Here is a 24,360-nt window from a genome sequence, read left to right on the forward strand (position 1 = left end):
GAATCATGTAGTGTGAAGTCAACGCAGTCCATCCATGACAACCTCCGCCATCGTGCGTGGCGGATAGATAATTGCAATGACAAGAGATCTGCGTGTCCGCGCAGCACAACCGGCCGACTGGCCGGCAATCGCGGAAATCCTGGRATCCTGTGGCCTCGCCAGCGACGACCTCGATCCCTCGCTGGCGCTGTTCCATATTGGCTTGCTCGACGGCAAGATCGTCGGCTGCGCCGGCACCGAGGGGTATGACGAGACCGTGGTGGTGCGCTCGGTGGCCGTGCTGCCTCCCTACCGCGACCGGGGCATCGCATCCCATATGGTTGCCGCCGCGCTGATGCGCGCACGCTCCAACGGCTGTACGCGCGCGGTGCTGCTCAGTGCCAGTTGCCCCAACTATTTTGCCCGCTATGGATTCTCGCTGATCGCGGCCGAGCGCCTGCCGCCCGCGGTGCGCGCCTCGCGCGAGTTCCAGCGCCAGGAAGGCTTGCCGCTTTGCATGTACTGCGAACTGAAGTAGGCGCATGCCCCGGGATATCCGAAGTATGAAGTCCGATGTCATGAAGACGAAACACCGATGACCTTGCCCACGCCGACGGCGCCCGCCGCCCAGCCGGATCCGGCGCCATTCGACTGCCTGGTGTACATCGGCCGTTTCGAGCCTTTCCATGACGGGCACTTCGCCATGCTGCGCCAGGCGCTGTCGCAGGCGCGCGTGGTGATCGTCGTGCTGGGCTCGGCAGGTGGGGCGCGCACGGTAAAGAATCCGTTCACCGGCGACGAGCGCCGCCGCATGATCGAGGCCGCGGTGGCCGCATGGGACGCTGCCCGCGTGCCGGATCTGCGCTTCGTGGCCGTGCGCGACTACTACGAGGGCCCGCGCTGGGCTGCCGCCGTGCGCGCCGCCGTGGGCGCGGTCCTGGGCGAGTTCCTGGGCGAGTTCCCGGGTGCGGAGCCGGGCCTGCGCGCCGAGGCGCGCGTCGGGCTGTTCGGGCATTTCAAGGATGCATCCTCGGGCTATCTCAACGACTTCCCCGGCTGGCCCCTGGTGCCGCAGCCCAGCTTCGGACAACTCAATGCGGCCGATGTGCGCGGGCAGTGGTTCGCACAGGCGGGCGCGCTCGATGGCGTGGAGCGCGTGCTGCCGCCCCCGGTCGCTGCCTTCCTGCGCGAGTTCGCCGCGCGCGAGGCCTTCGCCGTGCTGCTGGCTGAGTACCGCTTCCTCGAGGACCATCGCCACCGTTGGGCGGCCGCGCCGTATCCGCCGGTCTTCGTCACCGTGGACGCGGTGGTGCGCTGCTGCGGCCATGTGCTGCTGATCCGCCGCGGCGGCCAGCCCGGGCGCGGCGCATGGGCGCTGCCGGGCGGCTTTCTGGACCAGCACGAGCGCGTGGCCGACGCGGTCCTGCGCGAGCTCGACGAGGAAACCCGCTTCAATCTGCCAAAGGCCGAGTTGCAGCAGGCATGCCGCGGCCAGGCGCTGTTCGACCACCCCGAGCGCAGCCAGCGCGGGCGCACGCTGACCCACGCCTTCTTCTTCGACCTGCCGCTCGATGCACTGCCCGGGGTGGACGCCGCCGACGACGCGGCGGCGGTGCGCTGGCTGCCGCAGCAGGAGTTGCTGGCGCTGGAAGGGCAGATGTTCGAGGATCACCTGCTGATCCTCGACCACTTTCTCCACCTGTTCGAAGCAGGGCCCGCCCGGCCTCGCTGACCGCCCGGGTCGGCCAGCGCCAGGGCCAGGGGCGCCGTCTGGTCCACCAGCCGGATGCCGATCGGGGCCTCGCGGGCCCGCAACCGCCCGCATCCCGATTCATCCGTGCCGGTGCGCCAGCCTTTCATCCTCCCCATGTCCGCATCGGTGAATTTCCACCGTCACATGCACAAGCTCCTCGTGCACGGATAGTGCCTCCCTGACCTGCGCCGGCGTGAGCGCATTGTCGTGCGTCACCAGGCTGGCAATCACCGCGAACTTCTGCTTGCCCACGCGCCACACATGCAGGTCGGTCACGCGCGTGCCTTCGGGTCCCTGGTCGAAGCTGGCCAGTACCTCGCGCACTTCGTCCACCACCGGGTGGTCCATCTCGCGGTCCAGCAGCACGGTGCCGGTCTGCCTGAGCAGGCCGAGCGCCCAGTGGCCGACTAGCGCCGCGCCGACGAGGCCCATCACGGGGTCCAGCCAGGCCAGCCCGAGCCACCAGCCACCGGCCAGGGCCAGCAYCGCCAGTACCGAGGTGGCGGCATCGGCCAGCACATGCAGGTAGGCGGAGCGCAGGTTCAGGTCGTGGTGGTGCGCACCGCCGTGACCGTGGTCGTGATCGTGATCGTGGCCGTGGTGATGGTCATGCCCGTGTTCATGCCCGTGGTGAGCGTCGCCCAGGATCAGCGCGCATGCCAGGTTGACCAGCAGCCCGACGATGGTCACCGCCATCGCTTCGCGATAGTGGATGGCCTGCGGGCTGAACAGCCGCTCCACCGAGCCGTACACCATCAGCGCGGCCACGCCGAGCAGGACGATGGCGCTGGCAAAGCCGGCCAGCACTTCGATCTTCCACGCGCCGAAGGCAAAGCGCTTGTCGCCGGCGTAGCGGCGGGCGGCGGCGTAGGCAAAGGCGGCCAGGCCGATTGCCAGCGCGTGCGAGCTCATATGCCAGCCGTCGGCCAGCAGCGCCATCGAATTGAACCACAAGCCGGCGGCGATCTCGGCCACCATGGTGGCGGCGGTGATGAGCATCACCAGGCGGGTGCCGCGTTCGGCGGCGCGATTGCCTGTGTCGAAGACGTGGCTGTGGGTCCAGCGGGAGAGGTCCTGGGTATGCATGATGGCTTTGCCCTGCGTGGCGAAATGATGTGATTGGCGCAAGCGTAACAGCGCCGGCGCGGCAGGCCGCCTTCGTCCATGCCGGCAGCGTGGTGTTGGCCCGTGCCGCCTCGCGCGGGGTTGCCCCCGGGCTGTCACGCCCATCTGCTATTGTTGGCACGCTGCCTGCCACCGTGCAAGGCCCCGACAGCCCCACACAACCCGATGCACGCCACCACCCTCGCTCCCGCGGCCGCCCCGGCGCCCATTTCCCTGCGCCAGGCTTTCTGGTACTGGCTCAAGCTAGGCTTCATCAGCTTCGGCGGCCCCGCCGGGCAGATCGCCATCATGCACGAGGACCTGGTCGAGCGGCGCCGCTGGATCTCCGAGGCTCGCTTCCTCCATGCGCTCAACTATTGCATGGTGCTGCCCGGGCCCGAGGCGCAGCAACTGGCGACCTATATCGGCTGGCTGATGCACCGTACCTGGGGCGGCGTGATGGCGGGCGGGCTGTTCGTGCTGCCGTCGCTGCTGATCCTGATGCTGCTGTCGTGGGTCTACCTGCGCTTCGGCGAGGTGCCCGCGGTGGCCGGCGTCTTGTACGGCATCAAGCCGGCGGTGACGGCCATCGTGATGTCGGCGGCATGGCGCATCGGCTCGCGCGCCCTGCGCAACGGCTGGCTCTGGGCCATTGCGGCGGCCTCGTTCGTCGCCATCTTCGCGCTGGCATTGCCGTTCCCGCTGATCGTGGTGGCCGCTGCCCTGATCGGCCATGTGGGCGGGCGCCTGGCGCCGGCGCGCTTCGCCGGCGCGGGCGGGCACGGCGCCGCCAGGGCGGGCCACGGCCCCGCGCTGATCGACGACGGCACGCCGACGCCCGAGCATGCCAGTTTCACCTGGCCGCGCTTTGCGCGCGTACTCGGCGTCTTCCTGGCGATCTGGGCGCTGGCGCTGGGCGCGCTGGCATGGCGCTACGGCTGGCAGGGCACGCTCACGCAAATGGGCTGGTTCTTCACCAAGGCGGCGCTGATGACCTTCGGCGGAGCCTATGCGGTGCTGCCCTATGTGAACCAGGGCGCGGTCGAGCATTTCCACTGGCTCACCGCGCCGCAGATGATCGACGGGCTGGCGCTGGGAGAAACCACGCCCGGCCCGCTGATCATGGTGGTGGCCTTCGTGGGCTTCGTCGGCGGCTGGACGCACGCGGTGCTTGGCGCCGGCAGCGAACTGGCCTCGGGCGTGGCGGCGGCCGCACTGGTGACCCTCTTCACCTTCCTGCCGTCCTTTCTGTTCATCCTGCTCGGCGGGCCGTTCGTGGAGAGCACGCACGGCAACCTGAAGTTCACCGCGCCGCTGACCGCCATCACGGCGGCGGTGGTCGGGGTGATCGTCAACCTGGCGGTGTTCTTTGCCTCGCACGTGCTGTGGCCGGCCGGGCTGCAGGGCCGCTTCGACTGGCCTTCGGCCCTGATCGGGCTGGCCGCGGCGGTGGCACTGTTCCGCTTCAAGGCGGGGGTGATCCCGGTGATCCTCTGCTGCGGGCTGGCGGGCATGGCCATCACGCTGCTGCGCTGAGCGCCGCCAGCCGCCACCGACCGCTACCAGCCGCTGTGGGGCACGCCGGGCTCGCGGTGCGCGGCGAAGTGCTGCGCGAGGTAGTCCACGAAGGCGCGCACCTTGGCGGTGAGCTGGTCGCGCGTGAGGAAGACCGCGAACACATCGGCGGGCGGTGTCGACCAGTCGGGCAGCACCTGGCGCAGCCGCCCTGACCTGAGCATCGGCGCCACCTCCCATTCCGAGCGCATCAGGATGCCGTGGCCCTGCAAGGCCCAGCCTAGCGCCACCTCGCCATCGTTGGTGCTGGCGGGCCCGCGCACCTTCACGGTTTCCTGGCGGCTGGCCGAGCGCAGGTGCCAGGTGCCGTAGGTGGCGTCGCTCTCGCGGATCACGATGCAGCGGTGCTGCTGCAGCTCGCGCGGCGAGGCCGGCTCGCCGTGGCTGGCCAGGTAGCGCGGCGCGGCGCACAGCAGGCGGCGGTTATGTGCGATGGGGCGCGCGCTCAGGCGGGCATCGGGCAGGTCGCCCACGCGGATGCCCACGTCGAAGCCGGCCTCGGCCAGGTTGAGCGGCCGGTCGGTCAGTTCCAGCTGCACCTCCACCTCGGGGCAGGCCAGCAGGAAGGCGCCCACCGCGGGCGCCACGTGGCGCCTGCCGAAGCCGAGCGTGGCGTTGACCCGCAGCAGGCCGCGCGGTGCCACGCGGCTGCCGCCCAGGCCTTGCTCCAGCTCCTCGAGCTCGGCCAGGATGCGCGCGCCGCGTTCGAGGTAGGCCTCGCCTTCCTGCGTCACGCTCAGCCGGCGCGTGGTGCGGTTGAGCAGGCGCACGCCCAGGCGGGCCTCCAGCGCGGCCAGCCGCTTGCTGGCCGCGGATGGCGTGATGCCGAACTGCTGCGCCGCGCCGGCCAGGCTGCCGCGCTTGACCAGGGTGACGAAGAAGGCGAGGTCCGAGAAATTGTCCACGTGGCGAGCGGCGGTCGATGGCGGCGGCAAGGCGCCAGGATTGCTGAAAATGAAGACCGAATGAAAGTCTGTGAATGAAATTATAGCGGCGGGTTCAATGCTTACACTGGCATCTACGCGGATCTGCACCTGATCCCGACAGGAGGACGAATCGTGTTCGAAGGCTTCACCCCGCGCCGCGTGCAATGCGGCGACGTCGAGATCCATGCCGTGGTGGGCGGGCAGGGCCCGGCCCTGCTGCTGTTGCATGGCCATCCGCAGACACATGTGATCTGGCACAAGGTGGCCGCCACGCTGGCGCGCCATTTCACCGTGGTCGCCACCGACCTGCGCGGCTACGGCGACAGCGGCAAGCCCGCCGGCCTGCCCGACCATGCCAACTACAGCAAGCGCGCCATGGCGCAGGACCAGGTCACGGTCATGCGCGCGCTCGGCTTCGAGCGCTTCCTGGTGATGGCGCACGACCGCGGCGGCCGCGTGGCCCACCGCATGGCGCTGGACCATCCCGATGCGGTGCGGCGGCTGGTGACGCTGGACATCGCGCCCACGCTGGCCATGTACGAGCAGACCAGCCTGCAGTTCGCCACCGCCTACTGGCACTGGTTCTTCCTGATCCGCCCGGCGCCGTTCCCCGAGACGCTGATCGAGGCCGATCCCGCGCTCTACCTGCGCAGCACCATGGGCAGTCGCAGCGCCGGCCTGGCGCCATTTACCGACGAAGCCATGGCCGAGTACCTGCGCTGCCTCAGGCAGCCCGGCGCCGCGCACGGCCTGTGCGAAGACTACCGGGCCAGCGCCTCGATCGACCTCGAGCACGATCGTGCCGACATCGCCGCCGGGCGCCAGGTCGAGTGCGGGATGCTGGCCTTGTGGGGCGAGCAGGGCGCGGTGGGCCGCTGCTTCGCGCCGCTGGAGGAATGGCGCAAGGTGGCGCGCAACGTACAGGGCAAGAGCCTGCCGTGCGGCCACTATATCGCCGAGGAAATGCCGGAACTGCTGCTGGAAGAAACGCTGCCGTTCCTGCTGGCGGAGCACTGACGCCGCGCGGCCGGGTGCTGCGCGATCGGCCGGGCTGGCATACACTCGCTGGCTTCATCCGCCGGCCAGGCGCCGGCCAACCGCACGCGATTCCGCCCATGCCGCCTCGCAAGACCGCCGCCCGTCCGGCCGAAACCCCCGTCGCCGAGCCCGCCGAAGGCCGCGCCACCAGCGACCAGGCCATCCAGCTGCTGGATGGCGCCGTGCGCCATGTGCTGGAGCGCGGCATCGGCGATCTCTCGCTGCGCAGCGTGGCCGAGGCGCTCGGCACCAGCCACCGCATGCTGATCTACTACTTCGGCTCGGCCGACGGCTTCTGGGAGGCCGTGCTGCGCCGCATCCGCCATGCCGAACTGGAGTCGCGCGCCAGCCTGGCCACCGCCGAGACCGATCCGGCCCGCGCGCTCGAATTGGCCTGGGCCCGCTACTCGGCGGACAACTACCTGCCGGTCATCCAGCTGCTGTTCGAGATCTACGGGCGCGCCATCCGGGATCGCGAGCGCTTCCAGGCCTTTCTGGACGACGTGATCGGCAGCTGGATCGGCGCGCTGAGCGAGCGCTTCCACAAACAGCACGGACTGAGCGCGAGCGAGGCGAAGCTGCGCGCGCGCGTCGAGCTGGCCACGGTGCGCGGCCTGCTGCTCGACCTGGTCACCACCGGTGACCGCAAGGGCACCACCGCGGCCCTCAAGTATTTCGCGCGCATGCTCAATGCGCCGGGGGCCGCGCAGGCGTCTGACGCCTGAGCGCCTGAGCGCCTGAGCGCCTGACGACCTGATGCCACGCGGCGCCTCGATGGCGCCGCGCTGCTTTCTGGCGCGGCCACCCTCTCCGGTTCCTGCCCGGTTCCTCTCCGGTCACTTGCCTGCCGCGCGCACGCAGCCCGCGTCCGGCGGTCTTTTCTTCTTCGTGTACCACGTGGTACAGTAAACCGCATGCCGCCCTGAAGACCATGGCGGCGCGGAGGAAAAAGGAGACCGATGTGAAGAGACGCAAGCTGATGCTGGCTGCCGTGCTGGCAGCCGCGGGATGGACGTGCGGCGCGCCCGCGCACGCGCAGGACTGGCCGCAGCGCCCCGTGCGGCTGGTGGTGCCGCAGGCCGGCGGCAGCGGCAACGACGTGCTGGCGCGCGCGCTGGCCGAAGCGCTCGGCAAGCGCTGGGGCCGCGCCGTGGTGGTGGAGAACCGCCCCGGCGCCAACGGCGTGCTGGCCATCAACTACGTGCTGCAGCAGCCGGCCGACGGCTACACGCTGTTCTTTGCCGGCGTGTCCAACCTGGCCTTCAATCCCTTCCTGTATCCGTCGCTGCCCTATGTGCCGCAGCGCGACCTGGCCGGCGTGGCGATGCTGGCCAGCTCGCCGTTCGTGCTGGTGGTGGCGCCGTCGCTGCACGTGGCCAGCTTTGCCGAATTCGTGCGCCAGGCCAAGGCGCGTCCGGCCGCCATCAGTTTTGCCTCGGGCGGCATCGGCAACTCGACCCACCTGGCGATGGAACTGGTGGCCGAGCGTGCCGGCATCCGCCTGCAGCATGTGCCATTCAACGGCGCGGGCGGCTCGACCAGCCTGATGTCGGGCCAGACGCCCGCAATGATGAACGTGGTCGCCGGCGTGCAGCCGTATATCGCCGGCAAGAAGCTGGTGGCGCTGGCGGTGACCGGCGAGAGGCGCCTGCCGGCGCTGCCGGACGTGCCGACCTTCAGGGAACTCGGCTATGACGTGGCCGTGCCCGGCTGGTATGCCATCGTGGCCAGGGCCGGCACGCCGGCGGCGCTGGTCGGCAGGATCAACGCCGACATCAACGCGGCCCTGGACGAACCCGCCTTCAAGGAGAAGCTGGCCAGCCAGTTCCTCGACCCCATCAAGGGCCCGCCCGCGGAAGTGGAGCGCCATATGCGGCGCGACGCCGAGGCGTGGGGGCCATTCATCCGCAAGCTCGGCATCGCGCTCTGACGCACAAGGCACTAGACGCAGGACACTAGACTCAGGACACAGGAGACAAGACATGCCCCGTATCACCACCGCCGTGCGCGACTACCGCATGGCCATGATGCACCAGCTGATGGACCGCCTGCGCGTGGACGCGCTGGTGTTCGGCACCCCGGACTTCTTCCAGTTCGCCACCAACTTCCAGCTCGACGTATGGCCGTGGGAGCGGCCCGTGTTCGTGTTCGTGCCGCGTAGCGGCGAGCCGTTCGCGGTGATGAACGAGCTGTCCACCAACCATATGCGGCTGAGCACGGAGAACGAATCGGTGTGGCTGCGCGATGTGACCTACTACGCCGAGCATCCGCGCGTCTCGCGGCGCCTGCCGCTGGCGCCGCAGCTGCCCGAGGTGGTGGCGTCGCTGCTGGCCTCGCACGGGCTCGGCGGCGCGCGCATCGCGGTGGACGTGAGCCACCCGGTCCTGGCCGCGGCGCAGCGCCATCTGCCGGAGCTGGTGCTGCGCCCGGCCATGGCCGAGATGCGCGGCATGCGCTGGGTCAAGCATGCCGAGGAGCTGGAGGTGATGCGCGCGCTGGGCGCGCTCACGGACTGGGTGCAGGACCGCTATCGCGAGCATATCCGCCCGGGACGGCTGGTGCAGGAGCTGGACCATGCCATGTCGGCGCTGATGGTGGAAGAGGCGGCGCGCCGCTTTCCCGGCGAGGATTTCGAGATCCTCAAGTGCTGGACGCTGACCGGCGCCGCCTCGGCCTCGCCCCACGGCGACGGCGCGTCGTGCGGGGCGCGCATCGCATCCGGCGATACCATCGTCAACCTGATCCTGCCACGCCTGAACGGCTACTACGTGGAGAACGAGCGCACCTGGTTCTGCGGCAAGCCCGGCGAGCGGCAGGCGCATTGCTACCAGGTGGCCGCCGAAGCCACCGATGCGGCGGTGGCTGCCGCGGTAAGCGGGCGCCGCGTGTGCGACATGGACGCTGCCGCGCAGGCGGTGATCGAGCGCGCCGGCCTGGGCGAATACATCTTCCACCGCACCGGGCACGCGGTCGGGCTGATGCTGCACGAGTATCCGGAGGACATGGCCTTCAACACGCGGCCGTTGCTGGCGGGCGAGGTCTATTCGGCCGAACCCGGCATCTACGTGTATGGCCTCGGCGGCTTCCGCCTCGACGACACCGTGGTGGTGGGCGAGCGGCCCGAGGTCATCGTGAAGACGCCGAAGACGCTCGCCTACGCCACCGTGGCGTAGGCCTCGACCGGTCCCTTGTCGCCCCGCCCGGCCGCGCGGTGATTGCGCGGGGTGATCGCGCAGGCGCGCCCGCCGGGCCTGAGCAGCCCCGCTGATGAAGTGGATGTTGGAGCGCAAAATCGACTTCCGGCCGAGGAAGCCTGCGACGCCGCCCGGGGCAATTTGCTCGGCAGGCCGCTGCCGCCGTCGGCGTCTGCCAGCCTGGTGCGGGCGGATGCGCTCCCTGACGCGGCACGGCAACAGGGACCGGGATGGGCCGAGCAGGATGCAGCCCGGAGGTGCATAATCGCTCACCAGTACGACGAGCCCTAGCCGGAGTGGTCGACCGGCGTCCAACATACATTCATGAATGGATGTATAATTCCGGAATTATTCGCCTGGCGACAGGCGTTTGTTGCGGAATTTGACCATGACTTACCGTTTTATTGCCGGATGTATTGGCACCTGGCTTGCGATCGCCGTGACCGCGGGCTTGGTGGTGGAACGTCTCTGGTCCTGAGTACGGGTGGTCGGCCTTGCCGCGGGAGAGGTGGCAAGGTTTTCGCTAGGACTTGCCACTCTTCGCGGTAAATACCACCCACCATGCTCATGACCAATCAGAAGAAGACCGGCCTTGCCCGCCGGTTCGCATCGCAATTCAAGGCGCTTGCCGCCGTTGCCGCTTTCGGCGCCTGCGCGTCCGCGTACGCCGACCCCGCCGTCCACTTTGCCTTCGGCCGTGATCCGGGCCACAACATCAACAAGTACGAAGTCGGCGTGAACTGGGATTCCGGCTTCAACTGGGGCAACCCGCAGGGCTGGCTGTTCAAGTTGCAGTGGGAGGCCGAACTGGCCGAATGGAACACCCTGAGCGGCACCAACCACCATAACGTGACCGAGTTCGGCTTCTCGCCGATCTGGCGCCYGGAAAAGCGCGGCGGCGCCTGGGTACCGTTCCTCGAAGCGTCGGTCGGCGTGCGCATGATGAGCAGCAAGTACACCTCGGAAGAGCACCGCTCCGGCAGCCTGTTCCAGTTCTCCGACATGCTTGGCCTGGGCGTGGCTTTCGGTCCCAGGACCGCCTATGAAGCCGGCTTCCGCTACCAGCACGTCTCCAACGCCGGCATCAAGCAGCCCAATCCGGGCAGTGGTTTCTACACGGGCTACGTGCGCTATCGCTTCTGATCGCGCTTGCGGCGCCCCGGCGGCCGCGGCGCGACCCGCGGCCGGGCCGGCCTGACACTCAGGCCAGCCGCGCCAGCCCCGCTCGCGCGTTGCGCGCACCGCGCCCGATGCCCTCGGCGCTCCCTGGCGGCGTGGCCGGGCTTTGCACGCCACGCAGCGCATCGAAGAAGCGCCACAGCGCTGGCGCATCGCTCGTTGCCACATTGAAGCGGATCCACGGCGAATCCCCTTCCTCCGRCACGAAATACGAACCCGGCGCCAGCCAGATGCCATGCTCCAGCGCCTGCGTGGCCAGCCGGTTGCCGGACAGCGCGGCCTCGCCGCCGCTTTCGTCGGCGCGCACGCGCGCCCAGGCAAACATCCCGCCTTCCGGGCGCAGCAGCACTTCCAGCCCGTGCGCCTCCATCTTGTCCGTGATGCGGTCCTGCTGGCCGCGCAGCCGCTCGGCCAGCGCCGCCACGTGGCGGCCGTAGTGGCCGCTGGTCAGCACCGAGTACACCAGCCGTTCGGTCACTTCCGACGACGTCAGCCCCACCGCCATCTTGGTACGCGCCAGCGCCTTGGCCAGCTCCGGGCTGGCGGCCAGGTAGCCCACCCGCAGCGACGGCGTGATGGTCTTGGAGAAGCCGTTGACGTAGATCACGTGCGAGAGGCCGTCCATGGCCGCCAGCATCGGTGAGCCGGCCGGCGCCAGCTCGCGGTAGATATCGTCTTCCACCACCAGCAGGCGGTATTGCTCGGCCAGCTGCAGCACGCGGTGCGCGTTCATGCTGGTGAGCGTGCCGCCGGTGGGGTTCTGCAGCACCGTGTTGACGAACAGCGCGCGCGGCGCATGGGTGCGGATGGCGTGGTCGAGGGCGTCGGTGTCGAGCCCCGCGGCGGTGCGGCGCACGCCGATCACCTGCAGGCCCGCCACGCGCAGGATCTGCAGCAGGTTGCAGTAGCAGGGATCCTCCACCAGCACCGTATCGCCGGGACGCAGCAGCGTGCGCACCACCAGGTCCAGCGCCTGCGTGGCGCCCTGCGTCAGCACGACCTGCTGGGCCTGCACCGGCATGCCGTACTGGCTGAGGCCGGCGGCGATATGCTCGCGCAGCGCGGCAAAGCCGTACGGATGGCCATAGCCGGACACCTGCGCGGCGGGCACGCGCGCGGCGGCGCGCATGGCCTGGTGCAGTCCCTCTTCGTTGAGCCAGTCGCCTGGCAGCCAGCCCGCGCCCGCCTTGATCGGCACCGAATGATCGGCGAACACATCGGACAGCAGCCACGCGGCATTCAGCCCGGGCGCCTCCCAGCGCGCGGCAGGGGCCTGGCCGGCGGGGGCATGCCGATGCGCCACCGTGTAGCCCGAGCCCACCCGCGCGCTCAGGTAGCCCAGCGCGGTCAGGCGGCCGTAGGCCTCGGCCACGGTGAAGGTGCTCACGCCATGCTGCCGGGCGAAGCGCCGCACCGACGGCAGCGCCACGCCGGCGCGCAGCACGCGGCGCTCGACCAGGCTGGCGATGCCGGCCACGATCTGTTCGGTCAGGGTGTCGCCGCTACGGCGGCCGCGCACGAGTTCCAGGTTAAGCATGCATCACGCGTGGTGGGTTGAACCTGTACAGTTTAATCGCGCGGCGCGCTGGGCGGGAAGCGGGATCTTTCTCGCGTTCCATGTGGCAATGCAGCGGAATCCCGCTGCGGGCGCGGCTTTCCATGCCGCACCGCGCCATGGCACGCCCGCCGGCGATGCGGCCCGGCAAACCGCCTCACTCCTGATCTGTACGGTTGTTATAGTCGAACCTGTACGGTYAGGCGATGTTTTGTCGACCGTATATTCTTTATGGGAGGGCCTCCCGCTACAGTGGCCACATTCACCGGCAGTGCCCAAGGCAATGCCGGGATGCCCAGCGAAATAAACCGGGCGCGGCGCCGATCGCCGCCGCCCAAGACGAACCCCCTGAGGAGGAACGTATGGATGCCGCCAAGACCGTGATCCCCGATCTCGATGCCCTGTGGATGCCGTTTACCGCCAACCGCCAGTACAAGGCGGCGCCGCGCCTGCTCGCCTCGGCCAGCGGCATGTACTACACCACGCACGACGGCCGCCAGGTCCTCGACGGGTGTGCCGGCCTGTGGTGCGTGGCCGCCGGCCACTGCCGCACGGAGATCACCGAAGCGATCACGCGCCAGGTGCAGACGCTGGACTACGCGCCGCCGTTCCAGATGAGCCATCCGCTGACCTTCGAGGCCGCCACCAAGGTGGCCGCGATCATGCCGTCCGGCCTGGACCGCATCTTCTTCACCAACTCGGGTTCGGAATCGGTCGACACCGCGCTGAAGATCGCGCTGGCCTACCACCGTGCGCGCGGCGAAGGCCAGCGCACCCGCTTCATCGGCCGTGAGCGCGGCTATCACGGCGTGGGCTTCGGCGGCATGGCGGTTGGCGGCATCGGCCCGAACCGCAAGGCCTTCGCGGCCAACCTGATGCCCGGCACCGACCACCTGCCGGCCACGCTCAATATCGCCGAGGCGGCCTATTCCAAGGGCCAGCCGCAATGGGGCGCGCACCTGGCCGAAGACCTGGAGCGCATCCTGGCGCTGCACGATCCGTCCAACGTGGCGGCCGTGATCGTCGAGCCCCTGGCCGGTTCGGCCGGCGTGCTGGTGCCGCCGGCGGGCTATCTGGAAAAGCTGCGCGAGATCACCAGCCGCCACGGCATCCTGCTGATCTTCGACGAAGTCATCACCGCCTTCGGCCGCCTGGGCGCCGCTACCGCGGCCGAGCGCTTCAAGGTCACGCCGGACCTGATCACGATGGCCAAGGCCATCAACAACGCAGCCGTGCCGATGGGCGCGGTGGCGGTCAAGCGCGAAGTGCATGACACCGTGGTCAACTCCGCCGCGCCGGGCGCGATCGAGTTCCTGCACGGCTACACCTACTCGGGCCACCCGCTGGCGGCAGCCGCGGCCATCGCCACGCTGGACCTCTACAAGCGCGAGAACCTGTTCGGCCGCGCCGCCGACCTGGCTCCGGTTTTCGAAACCGCGGTGCACGGCGTGCGTGGCGCGCCGCATGTCAAGGACATCCGCAACCTCGGCCTGGTGGCCGGCATCGAGCTCGAGCCGCGTCCGGGCCAGCCCGGCGCGCGCGGCTACGAAGCCTTCCTCAAGTGCCTGGAGCGCGGCGTGCTGGTGCGCTACACCGGCGACATCCTGGCCTTCTCGCCGCCGCTGATCATCACGGAAGAGCAGATCGGCCACATGTTCGATACCGTGAAGCAGGTCCTGCAGGACGTGCAGTAACGGCAAATCGCCGCGGATGCCTGCAAGGATCCGCGGCGGCAAGACAAGGAATACTGACGTGAACATCGCAGAAAACCGGCAGATCGCCGACATCCAGCATTACATCGGCGGCATCGCGCGCGCCGGTTCGTCGGGCCGCTTCGCCGACGTCTTCAACCCGGCCACCGGCGCCGTGGCCGGCCGCGTGGCGCTCGGCACCGCGCAGGACGTGGCTGCCGCGGTGGCGGCCGCGCACGCTGCCTTCCCGGCCTGGTCCGAGACCGCGCCGCTCAAGCGCGCGCGCATCCTGTTCAAGTTCAAGGAACTGCTGGACCGCCACCATGACGACCTGGCCGCGCTGATCACGCGCGAGCACGGCAAGGTGTTCTCCGACGCCAAGGGCGAAGTCACGCGCGGCATCGAAGTGGTGGAATTCGCCTGCGGCATCCCCAACCTGCTCAAGACCGATTTCACCGACAACATCGGCGGCGGCATCGACAACTGGAACCTGCGCCAGCCGCTGGGCGTGGTGGCCGGCATCACGCCGTTCAACTTCCCGGTGATGGTGCCGATGTGGATGTTCCCGGTGGCGCTGGCCTGCGGCAACACCTTCGTGCTCAAGCCGAGCGAGCGCGACCCCTCGCCCTCGCTGCTGATCGCCGATCTGCTCAAGCAGGCCGGCCTGCCCGACGGCGTGTTCAACGTGGTGCAGGGCGGCAAGGAAGCCGTCGACGCGCTGCTGGCGCACAAGGACGTGCAGGCGCTGTCGTTCGTCGGCTCCACGCCGATCGCCGAGTACATCTATACCGAAGGCACGAAGCACGGCAAGCGCGTGCAGGCCCTGGGCGGCGCCAAGAACCACCTCGTGGTGATGCCCGACGCCGACCTGGACCAGGCCGTGGACGCGCTGATCGGCGCCGCCTACGGCTCGGCCGGCGAACGCTGCATGGCGATCTCGGTCGCCGTGGCGGTGGGCGAGGTGGCTGACCAGCTGGTGCCGCGCCTGGCCGAACGCGCGCAGGCGCTGAAGATCCGCAACGGCATGGAAGCCGATGCCGAGATGGGCCCGCTGGTGACCGCCGCCCACAAGGCCAAGGTGGAAGGCTATATCGCCCGCGGCGTGGAAGAAGGCGCCACGCTGGTGACCGACGGCCGCGGCCACAAGGTCGACGGACATGAGGAAGGCTTCTACGTGGGCGGCACGCTGTTCGACCACGTCACGCCGGACATGACCATCTACAAGGAAGAGATCTTCGGTCCGGTACTGTCGGTGGTGCGCGTGCACGACTTTGCCCAGGCGGTGGACCTGATCAACGCGCACGAGTACGGCAACGGCGTGTCCTGCTACACCAGCGACGGCGGCGTGGCGCGCGCGTTCTCGCGCCAGATCCAGGTGGGCATGGTCGGCATCAACGTGCCGATCCCGGTGCCGRTGGCGTGKCACTCGTTCGGCGGCTGGAAGCGCTCGCTGTTCGGCGACCACCAYGCCTACGGCGAGGAAGGCRTSCGSTTCTACACGCGCTACAAGAGCRTCATGCAGCGCTGGCCSGACAGYATCGSCAAGGGCGCGGAGTTCACCATGCCGGTGGCGAAGTAGTCCCCGGGCTGTTGCCGGGTGACAAGGAAAGCACGGGTTTGCGCCCGTGCTTTTTTGTTTTCCGGCTGGTGGCGGGCAAGCGCGGTGCCGCGGCAGCCCGGATACGGCGGCACCGCGCGAAGTGACGTCCGCGCACGGAGGCCAAGGTAAACTACGCCGCTTTTCAGAGCCGAGAAGCGCCAGGAGTGCCCGCCATGAGTCTGTTCCGCACCAAGAACATCGAGGCCATGCTGGCCGCCGCGCGCGACGACGGCCTGAAGAAAGTGCTGGGCCCCGTCGACCTGATCATGATGGGCATCGGCGCCATCATCGGCACCGGCATCTTCGTGCTGACCGGCACCGGCGCGCTGACCGCCGGGCCCGCCCTGACGGTCTCCTTCGTCATCGCCGCGCTGGCGTGCGGGTTTGCCGCGCTGTGCTACGCCGAGTTCGCGTCCGCGATTCCCGTCTCCGGTTCCATCTACACCTACAGCTACGCCACGCTCGGCGAGATCGTGGCGTGGATGATCGGCTGGGACCTGCTGCTCGAATATGGCCTGGCCACCTCGGCGGTGTCGGTGGGATGGTCGGGGTATTTCCAGTCGCTGATGGGCGGCTTCGGCATCCACCTGCCGGCGGCGCTGAGCGCCGCGCCGGGTGCGGTGCCGGGCGTGGAGACGCTGTTCAACCTGCCGGCCGCGGTGATCATGCTGGCGATCACCTGGGTGGTGTCGTACGGCGTGCGCGAATCGGCGCGGCTCAACAATGTGATGGTGGCCATCAAGATTGCGGTGGTGCTGCTGTTCATCGCGGTGGGCGTGTGGCATGTGAAGCCAGCCAACTGGCATCCGTTCGCGCCGTTCGGCCTCGACGGCATCTTCAACGCGGCGGCGCTGGTGTTCTTCGCCTTTATCGGCTTCGACGCGGTGACCTCCGCCGCCGAGGAAGTGCGCAACCCGCGCCGCGACCTGCCCATCGGCATCATCGGCTCGCTGGCGGTCTGCACCGTGCTGTACGTGACGGTGGCGGCGATCATGACCGGCATCGTGCCGTTCGCCAAGTTTGCCGGCGTCGATCACCCGGTCTCGCTGGCGCTGCAGTACGCCGGGCAGAACTGGGTAGCCGGCTTCGTCGACCTGGGTGCGATCCTGGGCATGACCACGGTGATCCTGGTGATGACCTTCGGCCAGACCCGCATCATCTTCGCCATGTCGCGCGACGGCCTGCTGCCGGAGCGGCTGTCCAGGGTGCATCCGGTGCATGCCACGCCGTTCTTCGCTACCTGGACCGTGGGCATCGTGTTCGCGGCGATCGCCGCCTTCGTGCCGCTCAACGTGCTGGCGGAGCTGATCAATATCGGCACCCTGTCGGCCTTCACGCTGATCTCGGTGGCGGTGCTGGTGCTGCGCAAGACCCGGCCCGAACTGCCGCGCGCCTTCCGCTGCCCGGGCGTGCCGGTGGTGCCGCTGCTGTCGGTGGGTTTCTGCCTGTTCCTGATGGCCCACCTGCAGGCACTGACCTGGATCGCTTTCCTGGCCTGGCTGGTACTGGGCCTGGCCATCTACTTCCTCTACGCGCGCCGCAACGCCGTGTTGCACGGCGGCTGAGGGCCGGCGCCGCAATGCTTCGCAGGCGCGGGCATCGGCGAGTCCGGGCACCCGCGGGCGTGATAAGGTTCGCATGCGAAGCGCTTCGCGCACGCTCATGTGCAACCACGGATTCGGAGACGACAAGTTGAAGGACGATTCGGAACGGCGGCTGGTCTACCTGCTGAACGTCGGCCAGCGGCGGCTGCAGCGCTGGACGCAGGCGCGCACGGCGCTCGGCGGCGTGACCGCCGCGCAGGCGGGATTGCTGTTCTTCCTGGGCAAGAACAACGGCGTGCTGATGAGCGAAGCGGCCGCCGCGCTCGACATGGGCGCGCCCGGGATGAGCGGCCTGGTGGACAGGATGGCCGTGGCGGGCCTGGTGGAGCGTCGGGCCGATGCCGCCGACGGCCGTGCTTCGCGCGTCTGGCTGACACCGGCGGGCCGCGCCGCGCATGGCCGCTCGAAGGCGGGCCTGGTGGAGCTGAACGCCCGGCTGTCCGATGGCTTCAGCGAAGCGGAAATGGCTGTCGTCGCGCGCTGGCTGCAGAGCCTGCAGGATAAATTCCCCGCAGTCGAGGACTGAGCCGCGGCGGTACCCGGGCATTCAGGGCGCAGCCGGCGTGCGCCCTGAATCTGGCCTGAACGTGGCCTAGGTGCGTGTCACCCGCGAGAAATCCGCGGGCCGGCGCTGTGCGAAGGCCGCAAAGGCTTCCTTCGCTTCCGCGCTCATCAGGCGCTCCTCGAAGCAGGCGCTCTCCGCATCCATCTGCGCAACCAGCGCCTGCCCGTTGCGCATCAGCCGCTTCATGGCCTGGAGCGCGCCGGATGGCTTCGCGGCGATACGCCCGGCCATTGCCGCCGCCTCGGCATGCAACTGGCTTGCCGGCACGGTCCGGTTGGCGATGCCCCAGGCCAGCGCCTGCGTGGCCGCGACCGGTTCGCCGAGCGCGAACATCTCGAACGCGCGGGCATGGCCCACCCGCAGCGGCATCAGCAAGCTCGACGCGGCTTCCGGCACGAGCGCCAGGTTGATGAACGGCGTGATCAGCTGGGCATCGTCGGCCAGCAGCACATAGTCGCAATGCAGCAGCATGGTGGTGCCGACGCCGACCGCCTTGCCCTGTACGGCGGCGATCAGCGGCAAGCTGGTGGTGGCAAGGCTGCGCAGGAAGCGGTGCACATGCCGCTCGGCGGGGCCGTCGCCGGCGGCCTGGGCGGCGAATTCACTGACGTCGTTGCCTGCGCTGAATGTGTCGCCGGCGGCACGGATGACAATGACGCGGACCTCCGGGTCACCCGGTGCGCCTTCGATCGCATCGGCGAGTGCGCAGTACATGGCGTTGGACAGCGCATTCTTCTTGTCGGTACGCGAGATGGTCAGCGTGAGCACGCCGCCGGCGAGGTCGGTTTCGAGTTGCGGAATCACTTCGGTCTCCTGAGATAATGTTCGCATGCGAAGTATATATGTTTCGCATGCGAAGTAAACCTCGGGGCCGCCGCCGTCGCCGCCGCTTGATGGCTGGCGGGGCAGGGGCGTTCCGCCCTATTTCTCGAGCGCGCCGGCCTCCTGCAGGAAGGCCAGCGCGCGCGGCTCCTCCACGAACGCCGAGTTGATGCGGATCCAGGGCGAGGTCTCGCCGCCGGGGCGGAAGTAGTTGCCCGGCGCCAGGGTCACGCCATGCCGCTCGGCCAGCGTCACCAGTTCGCGCGAATCTTCCACGCCGCGCGTGCGCGCCCACAGGAAGTTGCCGCCCGCGGGTTCGCAATACACCTCCCAGCCCGCGCCGTGGAGCCGCCGCACCGCGCCCGCGGTGGCCTGGCGCACGCGCAGGCGCAGGCGCTCCATATACTTGCGGTAGGCACCGCGCTCGAGCAGCGCCGCCGTCACGGCTTCGGCGAAGTGCGAGCCGGCCACGCTGGTCAGCACCTTCACATCCACCAGATCCTTGACCAGCGCCTTGTCGGCCACCAGGTAGCCGATGCGCAGCGAGGCGGACACGGTCTTGGAGAAGCCGCCGATATAGATCACGTGCTCGAGCTGGTCGAGCGTGGCGAGGCGGTCGGTGTAGTGGGTCTGGAAGTCCGAGAAGATGTCGTCCTCGACGAAGCGGAAGCCATGCCGCCGCGCCAGCTCCAGCAGGCGGAACGCCACGGGCGGCGCCAGCGTCGAGCCGGTGGGGTTCYGCAGCACGCTGTTGGTGAAGAACAGCTTGGGCTTGTGCTCGCGCAGCAAGGCCTCGGTGGCGTCCGGGTCGGGGCCGTTGGCGGTGTGCGGCACGCCCACCAGGCGCACGCCCTGCAGGCGCAGCAGCCCGAACAGGTTGTAGTAGCCGGGATCCTCCACGAATACCGTGTCGCCCGGCTTGAGCAGGCGGCGCACCACCAGGTCCAGCGCCTGGCTGGCGCCGCTGGTGATCAGCACCTGCGGCAGCTCCGCCGTGATGCCGAGCTGCCGCACGCGCGTGAGCACATGCTGGCGCAGCTCCGGCAGGCCCATCGGCGTGGCGTAGTGGATCACGCTGGCCACCTCCGTGCGTGAAACCTGGCGGATGGCCTGGGTCAGGCCCTCGAGGTCGCGCCAGTGCTCCGGCATGAAGCCGCCGGCCAGCTTGAGCATGGTGCTCGGGTGGTTGAACTGCTCCAGGATATGGTCCGACAGGTCCTCCGCCAGGCTCGGGTCGGACCAGCCGTTGGCCGCGCGCGCCAGCAACGGGCTGTCGGCGACGAAAAAGCCCGAGCCGTGGCGCGAATCGAGCAGGCCTTGCGACACCAGCCGGTCATAGGCCTCGATCACCGGGAAGCGGCTGATGCCATGTTCCGCCGCCATCTGGCGGATCGACGGCAGGCGCGCGCCGGGCCGCGCGTCGCTCGAGCTGATCCAGCTTTTGACCTCGTTGACGATCTGGTCGGTGATGGGCACGCCGGTGGAGGGGACGAGGGTCAGCTTCATGGTGTCGGGGCGCCGGGGCGCGGCCCCAGGCATCGAAGTGTCAGGAAAAACTACTGAACAGTGCATGGAAAACTGTTCACAACTGTTCATGTGATTGTAGTTGCCGCCGTGAATAATGGAAGGCATGCGGAGGAGGTACCCGCGCCGGCCCCATCGGTGGTGCCRGCAGGGCCCGGAGCACACCGCAATGCAGAGACAGGAGCGGCAAAATGCGTGAACTACGGATCTTCGAACTGGATGAACCCGGCCGGCCGGTGGGCTGGCGCGCCCGCGAAGGGCAAACCGTCAAGGCGATCGAAGGGCGCCTGTGGCTGACCGTGGAAGGCCACCATGCGGATATCTGGCTGCTGCCCGGCGCCACCTGCGCGCTGCCGGCCGGCGCCATGGTATGGCTCTCCGGCGAGAGCGAGGGCGCGCGCTTCACGCTGGCCGAGAACCCGGCGCCGCTGTCGTGGCGCTGGCTGGGCGGGATGGCGCGTGCGCTGGGGCATCGGCTGGGACAGCGGCGCGCCTTCACGCAGTGCCCGGAACCCGGGATGTGACCTGACCGTGCGCCGGCGGCGAGTTGATCGCTAGCCAGGCGCGCTGCATACGCAGACCAGCCAGGCTTGCGCCCGGATCGGCCGTCCCGCGCAGGCCGCCATTGCGCCGGCTCCGGCGGCCATCGCCGCCATGCCCGGTGTCTCGCCTCCCCCCCGAACCTCCCCCCGGTCCTCCCCCCGAACCTCCCCCCGACTGTACCGGCACATTCGCCGCCAACTGTGCGACRATAGCCGCCATGGTCGCCTGGGCGGCACGGCAGGCAATGCCTGTGTCGCTTGATTGCCGTTAACGTTAACGTCATATAATCAAGCGGCAGTGCCGGCGCCAGCCAGACTGCCCGCATCGCGAGCCGAGCCGCCACCAGAGCGGCCGCCGCGCCAGACCCTGCGGATGGCCCGAACACCGAACCAGGTGGAGACAATGACCGATCTTTCCGATGTGCAGAAGGGTTCGCAGCCAGGCGCCGCCCGTCCGGCGCAGGGACCGAAGGGTCCCGTCAACAAGGTGCGTTTCGTCACCGCGGCCTCGCTGTTCGACGGCCACGACGCGTCCATCAACATCATGCGGCGCATCCTGCAGTCTTCCGGCTGCGAGGTGATCCATCTCGGGCACAACCGCTCGGTGCAGGAAGTGGTCAGCGCGGCGCTGCAGGAAGATGTGCAGGGCATCGCCATTTCCAGCTACCAGGGCGGCCACCTCGAGTATTTCAAGTACATGATCGACCTGCTGCGCGAGCGCGGCGGCGAACATATCCAGGTGTTCGGCGGCGGCGGCGGTGTGATCGTGCCCGACGAGATCCGCGCGCTGCAGGCCTACGGCGTGGCGCGCATCTTCAGCCCAGAGGACGGCCAGCGCATGGGCCTGGCCGGGATGATCGCCGACATGGTGCAGCGCTGCGATATCGACCTGGCGCGCTACGCTCCCACTACGCTCGACGCGGTGAAAGGCGGCGACCGCCGCGCGCTGGCGCAGCTGATCACGGCGCTGGAGAACGGCAAGGCCGATCCCGCGCTGGCCGAAGCGCTGCGTGCCGAGGCGGCGCACGTGAAGACGCCCGTGCTGGGCATCACCGGCACCGGCGGCGCCGGCAAGTCCTCCCTGACCGACGAGCTGATCCGCCGCATCCGGCTGGACCAGCGCGATGCGCTGTCCATCGCCGTGATCTCGATCGATCCCTCGCGCCGGAAATCGGGCGGCGCGCTGCTGGGCGACCGCATCCGCATGAATGCGATCAACCACCCGCACATCTTCATGCGCTCGCTGGCCACGCGCGAGGCCGGCTCGGAGATCTCGCAGGCGCTGCCCGATGTGCTGGCCGCGTGCAAGGCGGGCGGCTTCGACCTGATCATCGTGGAGACCTCGGGCATCGGCCAGGGCGACGCCGCCATCGTGCCGCATGCGGATCTGTCGCTATACGTGATGACGCCCGAGTTCGGCGCCGCCAGCCAGCTCGAGAAGATCGACATGCTGGACTTCGCCGATTTCGTCGCCATCAACAAGTTCGACCGCAAGGGCGCGCAGGACGCCTGGCGCGACGTGGCCAAGCAGGTGCAGCGCAACCGCGAGCAATGGCACGGCAAGCCCGAGGACATGCCGGTCTACGGCACCCAGGCCTCGCGCTTCAACGACGACGGCGTCACCATGCTCTACCAGGGCCTGCTCGCGGCGCTCGCCACGCGCGGCCTGCGCGCCGCCGCCGGCGTGCTGCCGCAACTGGCCGGGCGCGTCTCCACCGGGCAGAACGTGATCGTGCCGCCCGCACGCAACCGCTACCTGGCCGAGCTGGCCGATGCCGTGCGCGCCTATCACCGCCGCGTGGACACGCAGAGCCGGTTGGCGCGCGAGCGCCAGCAATTGCGCGAGGCGCGCCGCATGCTGCTGGCAGCGCCCGGGCAGGCCGCGGACAGCGCAGGAGATGCCCTGCAGGCGCTCGCCGCCGGGCGCGACGCCGCGCTCCGCGCGCACGAGCGCAAGCTGCTGGCGATGTGGCCGGAGATGCGCCGGGCCTATGGCGGCGACGAATACGTGGTGAAGATCCGCGACAAGGAGCTGCGCACCACGCTGACCAGCACGACCCTGTCCGGCACCACCATCCGCAAGGTCGTGCTGCCGCGCTTCGAGGACGACGGCGAGGTGCTCAGGTGGCTGATGCGCGAGAACGTGYCCGGCAGCTTCCCGTACACCGCCGGCGTGTTCGCCTTCAAGCGCGAGAACGAAGATCCCACCCGCATGTTCGCCGGCGAGGGCGACGCCTTCCGCACCAACCGCCGCTTCAGGCTGGTGTCCGAGGGCATGGACGCCAAGCGCCTGTCCACCGCCTTCGACTCGGTCACGCTGTACGGCGAGGACCCGCACACGCGCCCGGACATCTACGGCAAGGTGGGCAACTCGGGCGTGTCGATCGCCACGCTGGACGACATGAAGGTGCTGTACGACGGTTTCGACCTGACCAGCCCGTCCACCTCGGTGTCGATGACCATCAACGGCCCGGCCCCGACCATCCTGGCGATGTTCATGAACACCGCCATCGACCAGCAGCTCGACAAGTTCCGCGCCGACAACGGCCGCGAGCCTACCAACGGCGAGGAAGCCAAGATCCGCGCCTGGGTGCTGCAGAACGTGCGCGGCACCGTGCAGGCCGACATCCTCAAGGAAGACCAGGGCCAGAACACCTGCATCTTCTCCACCGAGTTCTCGCTCAAGGTGATGGGCGATATCCAGGAGTACTTCGTGCACCACCAGGTGCGCAACTTCTACTCGGTGTCGATCTCCGGCTACCACATCGCCGAAGCCGGGGCCAACCCGATCTCGCAGCTGGCCTTCACGCTGTCCAACGGCTTCACCTACGTGGAAGCCTACCTGGCGCGCGGCATGCACATCGACGATTTCGCGCCCAACCTGTCGTTCTTCTTCTCCAACGGCATGGACCCGGAATACAGCGTGCTGGGCCGCGTGGCGCGCCGCGTCTGGGCGGTGACCATGCGCGACAAGTACGGCGCCAACGAGCGCAGCCAGAAGCTCAAGTATCACATCCAGACCTCGGGGCGCTCGCTGCATGCGCAGGAGATCGACTTCAACGACATCCGCACCACGCTGCAGGCGCTGATCGCCATCTACGACAACTGCAACTCCCTGCACACCAACGCCTATGACGAAGCCATCACCACGCCCACCGGCGAATCGGTGCGCCGGGCGCTGGCCATCCAGCTCATCATCAACCGCGAATGGGGCGTGGCCCGGTGCGAGAACCCCAGCCAGGGCAGCTTCCTGATCGAAGAGCTCACCGACCTGGTGGAAGAGGCGGTGATGCAGGAGTTCGAGCGCATCGCCGAGCGCGGCGGCGTRCTCGGCGCCATGGAGACCGGCTACCAGCGCGGCAAGATCCAGGAAGAATCGCTGCACTACGAACAGCTCAAGCACGACGGCACGCTGCCCATCATCGGCGTGAACACCTTCCGCAACCCGGCTGGCGACCCCACCCCGCAGTCGCTGGAGCTGGCGCGTTCCAGCGACGCGGAAAAGCAGAGCCAGCTCGCCCGCCTGGCCGATTTCCACGCGCGCAACGCGTCTGCCGCGCCGGCCATGCTGCAGCGCCTGCGCCAGGCGGTGATCGACAACGAGAACGTGTTCGCCGTGCTGATGGACGCGGTGCGCACCTGCTCGCTGGGGCAGGTCACGCACGCGCTGTTCGAGGTGGGCGGACAGTACCGCCGCAATATGTGACGT

At 69.0% G+C, this 24,360-nt stretch carries 19 protein-coding genes; 14 read left to right on the top strand and 5 right to left on the bottom strand.

Features of this window, described 5'->3' with window-relative positions; all coding sequences use genetic code 11:
* The first annotated feature begins 76 nt into the window (after positions 1-76).
* Positions 77-517, top strand: coding sequence for a GNAT family N-acetyltransferase (locus AC1DO7_RS18255; RefSeq protein ID WP_477116406.1), 441 nt, complete (start codon positions 77-79; stop codon positions 515-517).
* A gap of 57 nt (positions 518-574) precedes the next feature.
* Positions 575-1,711 carry a bifunctional nicotinamide-nucleotide adenylyltransferase/Nudix hydroxylase gene (locus AC1DO7_RS18260; protein WP_441650355.1) on the top strand — a complete coding sequence of 379 codons (1,137 nt, stop codon included), beginning with the start codon at positions 575-577 and terminating at the stop codon, positions 1,709-1,711.
* A gap of 99 nt (positions 1,712-1,810) precedes the next feature.
* On the opposite strand, the gene dmeF is transcribed toward AC1DO7_RS18260, so the two are convergent.
* A complete protein-coding gene (gene dmeF, locus AC1DO7_RS18265; protein ID WP_477116407.1) occupies positions 1,811-2,818 on the bottom strand; it encodes a CDF family Co(II)/Ni(II) efflux transporter DmeF in 1,008 nt (335 codons plus the stop codon).
* 204 nt (positions 2,819-3,022) lie between these two features.
* On the opposite strand from dmeF, the gene chrA reads away from it, so the two are divergent.
* Entirely contained in the window at positions 3,023-4,372 is a 1,350-nt protein-coding gene (chrA, locus tag AC1DO7_RS18270; RefSeq protein ID WP_477116408.1) for a chromate efflux transporter, read from the top strand.
* A 23-nt stretch (positions 4,373-4,395) separates the two neighbouring features.
* Here the strand turns inward: chrA and AC1DO7_RS18275 are convergent, their stop codons facing one another.
* The gene (locus tag AC1DO7_RS18275) at positions 4,396-5,316 is read right to left on the bottom strand and encodes a LysR family transcriptional regulator (protein ID WP_441650147.1); all 921 of its coding nucleotides are present in this window, start codon (positions 5,314-5,316) and stop codon (positions 4,396-4,398) included.
* Positions 5,317-5,469: 153 nt separating this feature from the next.
* Between AC1DO7_RS18275 and AC1DO7_RS18280 the strand changes: the two genes are divergently transcribed.
* From AC1DO7_RS18280 to AC1DO7_RS18300, 5 genes are all read left to right on the top strand, one after another.
* On the top strand, positions 5,470-6,354 hold the full coding sequence (locus AC1DO7_RS18280; RefSeq protein WP_441650148.1) for an alpha/beta fold hydrolase: 885 nt from the start codon (positions 5,470-5,472) through the stop codon (positions 6,352-6,354).
* A 98-nt stretch (positions 6,355-6,452) separates the two neighbouring features.
* Positions 6,453-7,100, top strand: a complete 648-nt coding sequence (locus AC1DO7_RS18285) for a TetR family transcriptional regulator (RefSeq protein ID WP_441650149.1) — start codon at positions 6,453-6,455, stop codon at positions 7,098-7,100.
* A gap of 236 nt (positions 7,101-7,336) precedes the next feature.
* The gene (locus AC1DO7_RS18290) at positions 7,337-8,305 is read left to right on the top strand and encodes a Bug family tripartite tricarboxylate transporter substrate binding protein (RefSeq protein WP_441650150.1); all 969 of its coding nucleotides are present in this window, start codon (positions 7,337-7,339) and stop codon (positions 8,303-8,305) included.
* A 52-nt stretch (positions 8,306-8,357) separates the two neighbouring features.
* Positions 8,358-9,548: a M24 family metallopeptidase gene (locus AC1DO7_RS18295; protein WP_441617607.1), complete on the top strand. Its 1,191-nt coding sequence runs from the start codon at positions 8,358-8,360 to the stop codon at positions 9,546-9,548.
* 588 nt (positions 9,549-10,136) lie between these two features.
* Positions 10,137-10,712: an acyloxyacyl hydrolase gene (locus tag AC1DO7_RS18300; protein WP_477116409.1), complete on the top strand. Its 576-nt coding sequence runs from the start codon at positions 10,137-10,139 to the stop codon at positions 10,710-10,712.
* A 58-nt stretch (positions 10,713-10,770) separates the two neighbouring features.
* Here AC1DO7_RS18300 and AC1DO7_RS18305 read toward each other — a convergent pair whose 3' ends face one another.
* Positions 10,771-12,285, bottom strand: a complete 1,515-nt coding sequence (locus tag AC1DO7_RS18305) for an aminotransferase-like domain-containing protein (protein WP_477116410.1) — start codon at positions 12,283-12,285, stop codon at positions 10,771-10,773.
* A gap of 380 nt (positions 12,286-12,665) precedes the next feature.
* Between AC1DO7_RS18305 and aptA the strand changes: the two genes are divergently transcribed.
* The 4 genes from aptA to AC1DO7_RS18325 all read left to right on the top strand — a co-directional run bounded on the left by aptA (position 12,666) and on the right by AC1DO7_RS18325 (position 17,724).
* Positions 12,666-13,997 carry an omega-aminotransferase AptA gene (gene aptA / locus AC1DO7_RS18310; RefSeq protein WP_441617613.1) on the top strand — a complete coding sequence of 444 codons (1,332 nt, stop codon included), beginning with the start codon at positions 12,666-12,668 and terminating at the stop codon, positions 13,995-13,997.
* A 58-nt stretch (positions 13,998-14,055) separates the two neighbouring features.
* Positions 14,056-15,573 carry a CoA-acylating methylmalonate-semialdehyde dehydrogenase gene (locus AC1DO7_RS18315; RefSeq protein WP_477116411.1) on the top strand — a complete coding sequence of 506 codons (1,518 nt, stop codon included), beginning with the start codon at positions 14,056-14,058 and terminating at the stop codon, positions 15,571-15,573.
* Positions 15,574-15,767: 194 nt separating this feature from the next.
* The gene (locus tag AC1DO7_RS18320; RefSeq protein WP_441617617.1) at positions 15,768-17,159 is read left to right on the top strand and encodes an amino acid permease; all 1,392 of its coding nucleotides are present in this window, start codon (positions 15,768-15,770) and stop codon (positions 17,157-17,159) included.
* Positions 17,160-17,256: 97 nt separating this feature from the next.
* Positions 17,257-17,724, top strand: coding sequence for a MarR family winged helix-turn-helix transcriptional regulator (locus tag AC1DO7_RS18325; RefSeq protein ID WP_441617664.1), 468 nt, complete (start codon positions 17,257-17,259; stop codon positions 17,722-17,724).
* Positions 17,725-17,790: 66 nt separating this feature from the next.
* On the opposite strand, the gene AC1DO7_RS18330 is transcribed toward AC1DO7_RS18325, so the two are convergent.
* Together AC1DO7_RS18330 and AC1DO7_RS18335 are read right to left on the bottom strand one after the other, a co-directional pair.
* Positions 17,791-18,567, bottom strand: coding sequence for an enoyl-CoA hydratase-related protein (locus tag AC1DO7_RS18330; RefSeq protein WP_441650152.1), 777 nt, complete (start codon positions 18,565-18,567; stop codon positions 17,791-17,793).
* A gap of 117 nt (positions 18,568-18,684) precedes the next feature.
* Positions 18,685-20,091: an aminotransferase-like domain-containing protein gene (locus AC1DO7_RS18335; RefSeq protein WP_477116412.1), complete on the bottom strand. Its 1,407-nt coding sequence runs from the start codon at positions 20,089-20,091 to the stop codon at positions 18,685-18,687.
* A gap of 209 nt (positions 20,092-20,300) precedes the next feature.
* Between AC1DO7_RS18335 and AC1DO7_RS18340 the strand changes: the two genes are divergently transcribed.
* Together AC1DO7_RS18340 and icmF are read left to right on the top strand one after the other, a co-directional pair.
* Positions 20,301-20,633: a DUF2917 domain-containing protein gene (locus tag AC1DO7_RS18340; protein WP_441617622.1), complete on the top strand. Its 333-nt coding sequence runs from the start codon at positions 20,301-20,303 to the stop codon at positions 20,631-20,633.
* 421 nt (positions 20,634-21,054) lie between these two features.
* On the top strand, positions 21,055-24,357 hold the full coding sequence (gene icmF, locus AC1DO7_RS18345; protein ID WP_477116413.1) for a fused isobutyryl-CoA mutase/GTPase IcmF: 3,303 nt from the start codon (positions 21,055-21,057) through the stop codon (positions 24,355-24,357).
* The last annotated feature ends 3 nt before the right edge of the window (positions 24,358-24,360 follow it).

The organism is Cupriavidus sp. 05N40, from assembly GCF_056397305.1.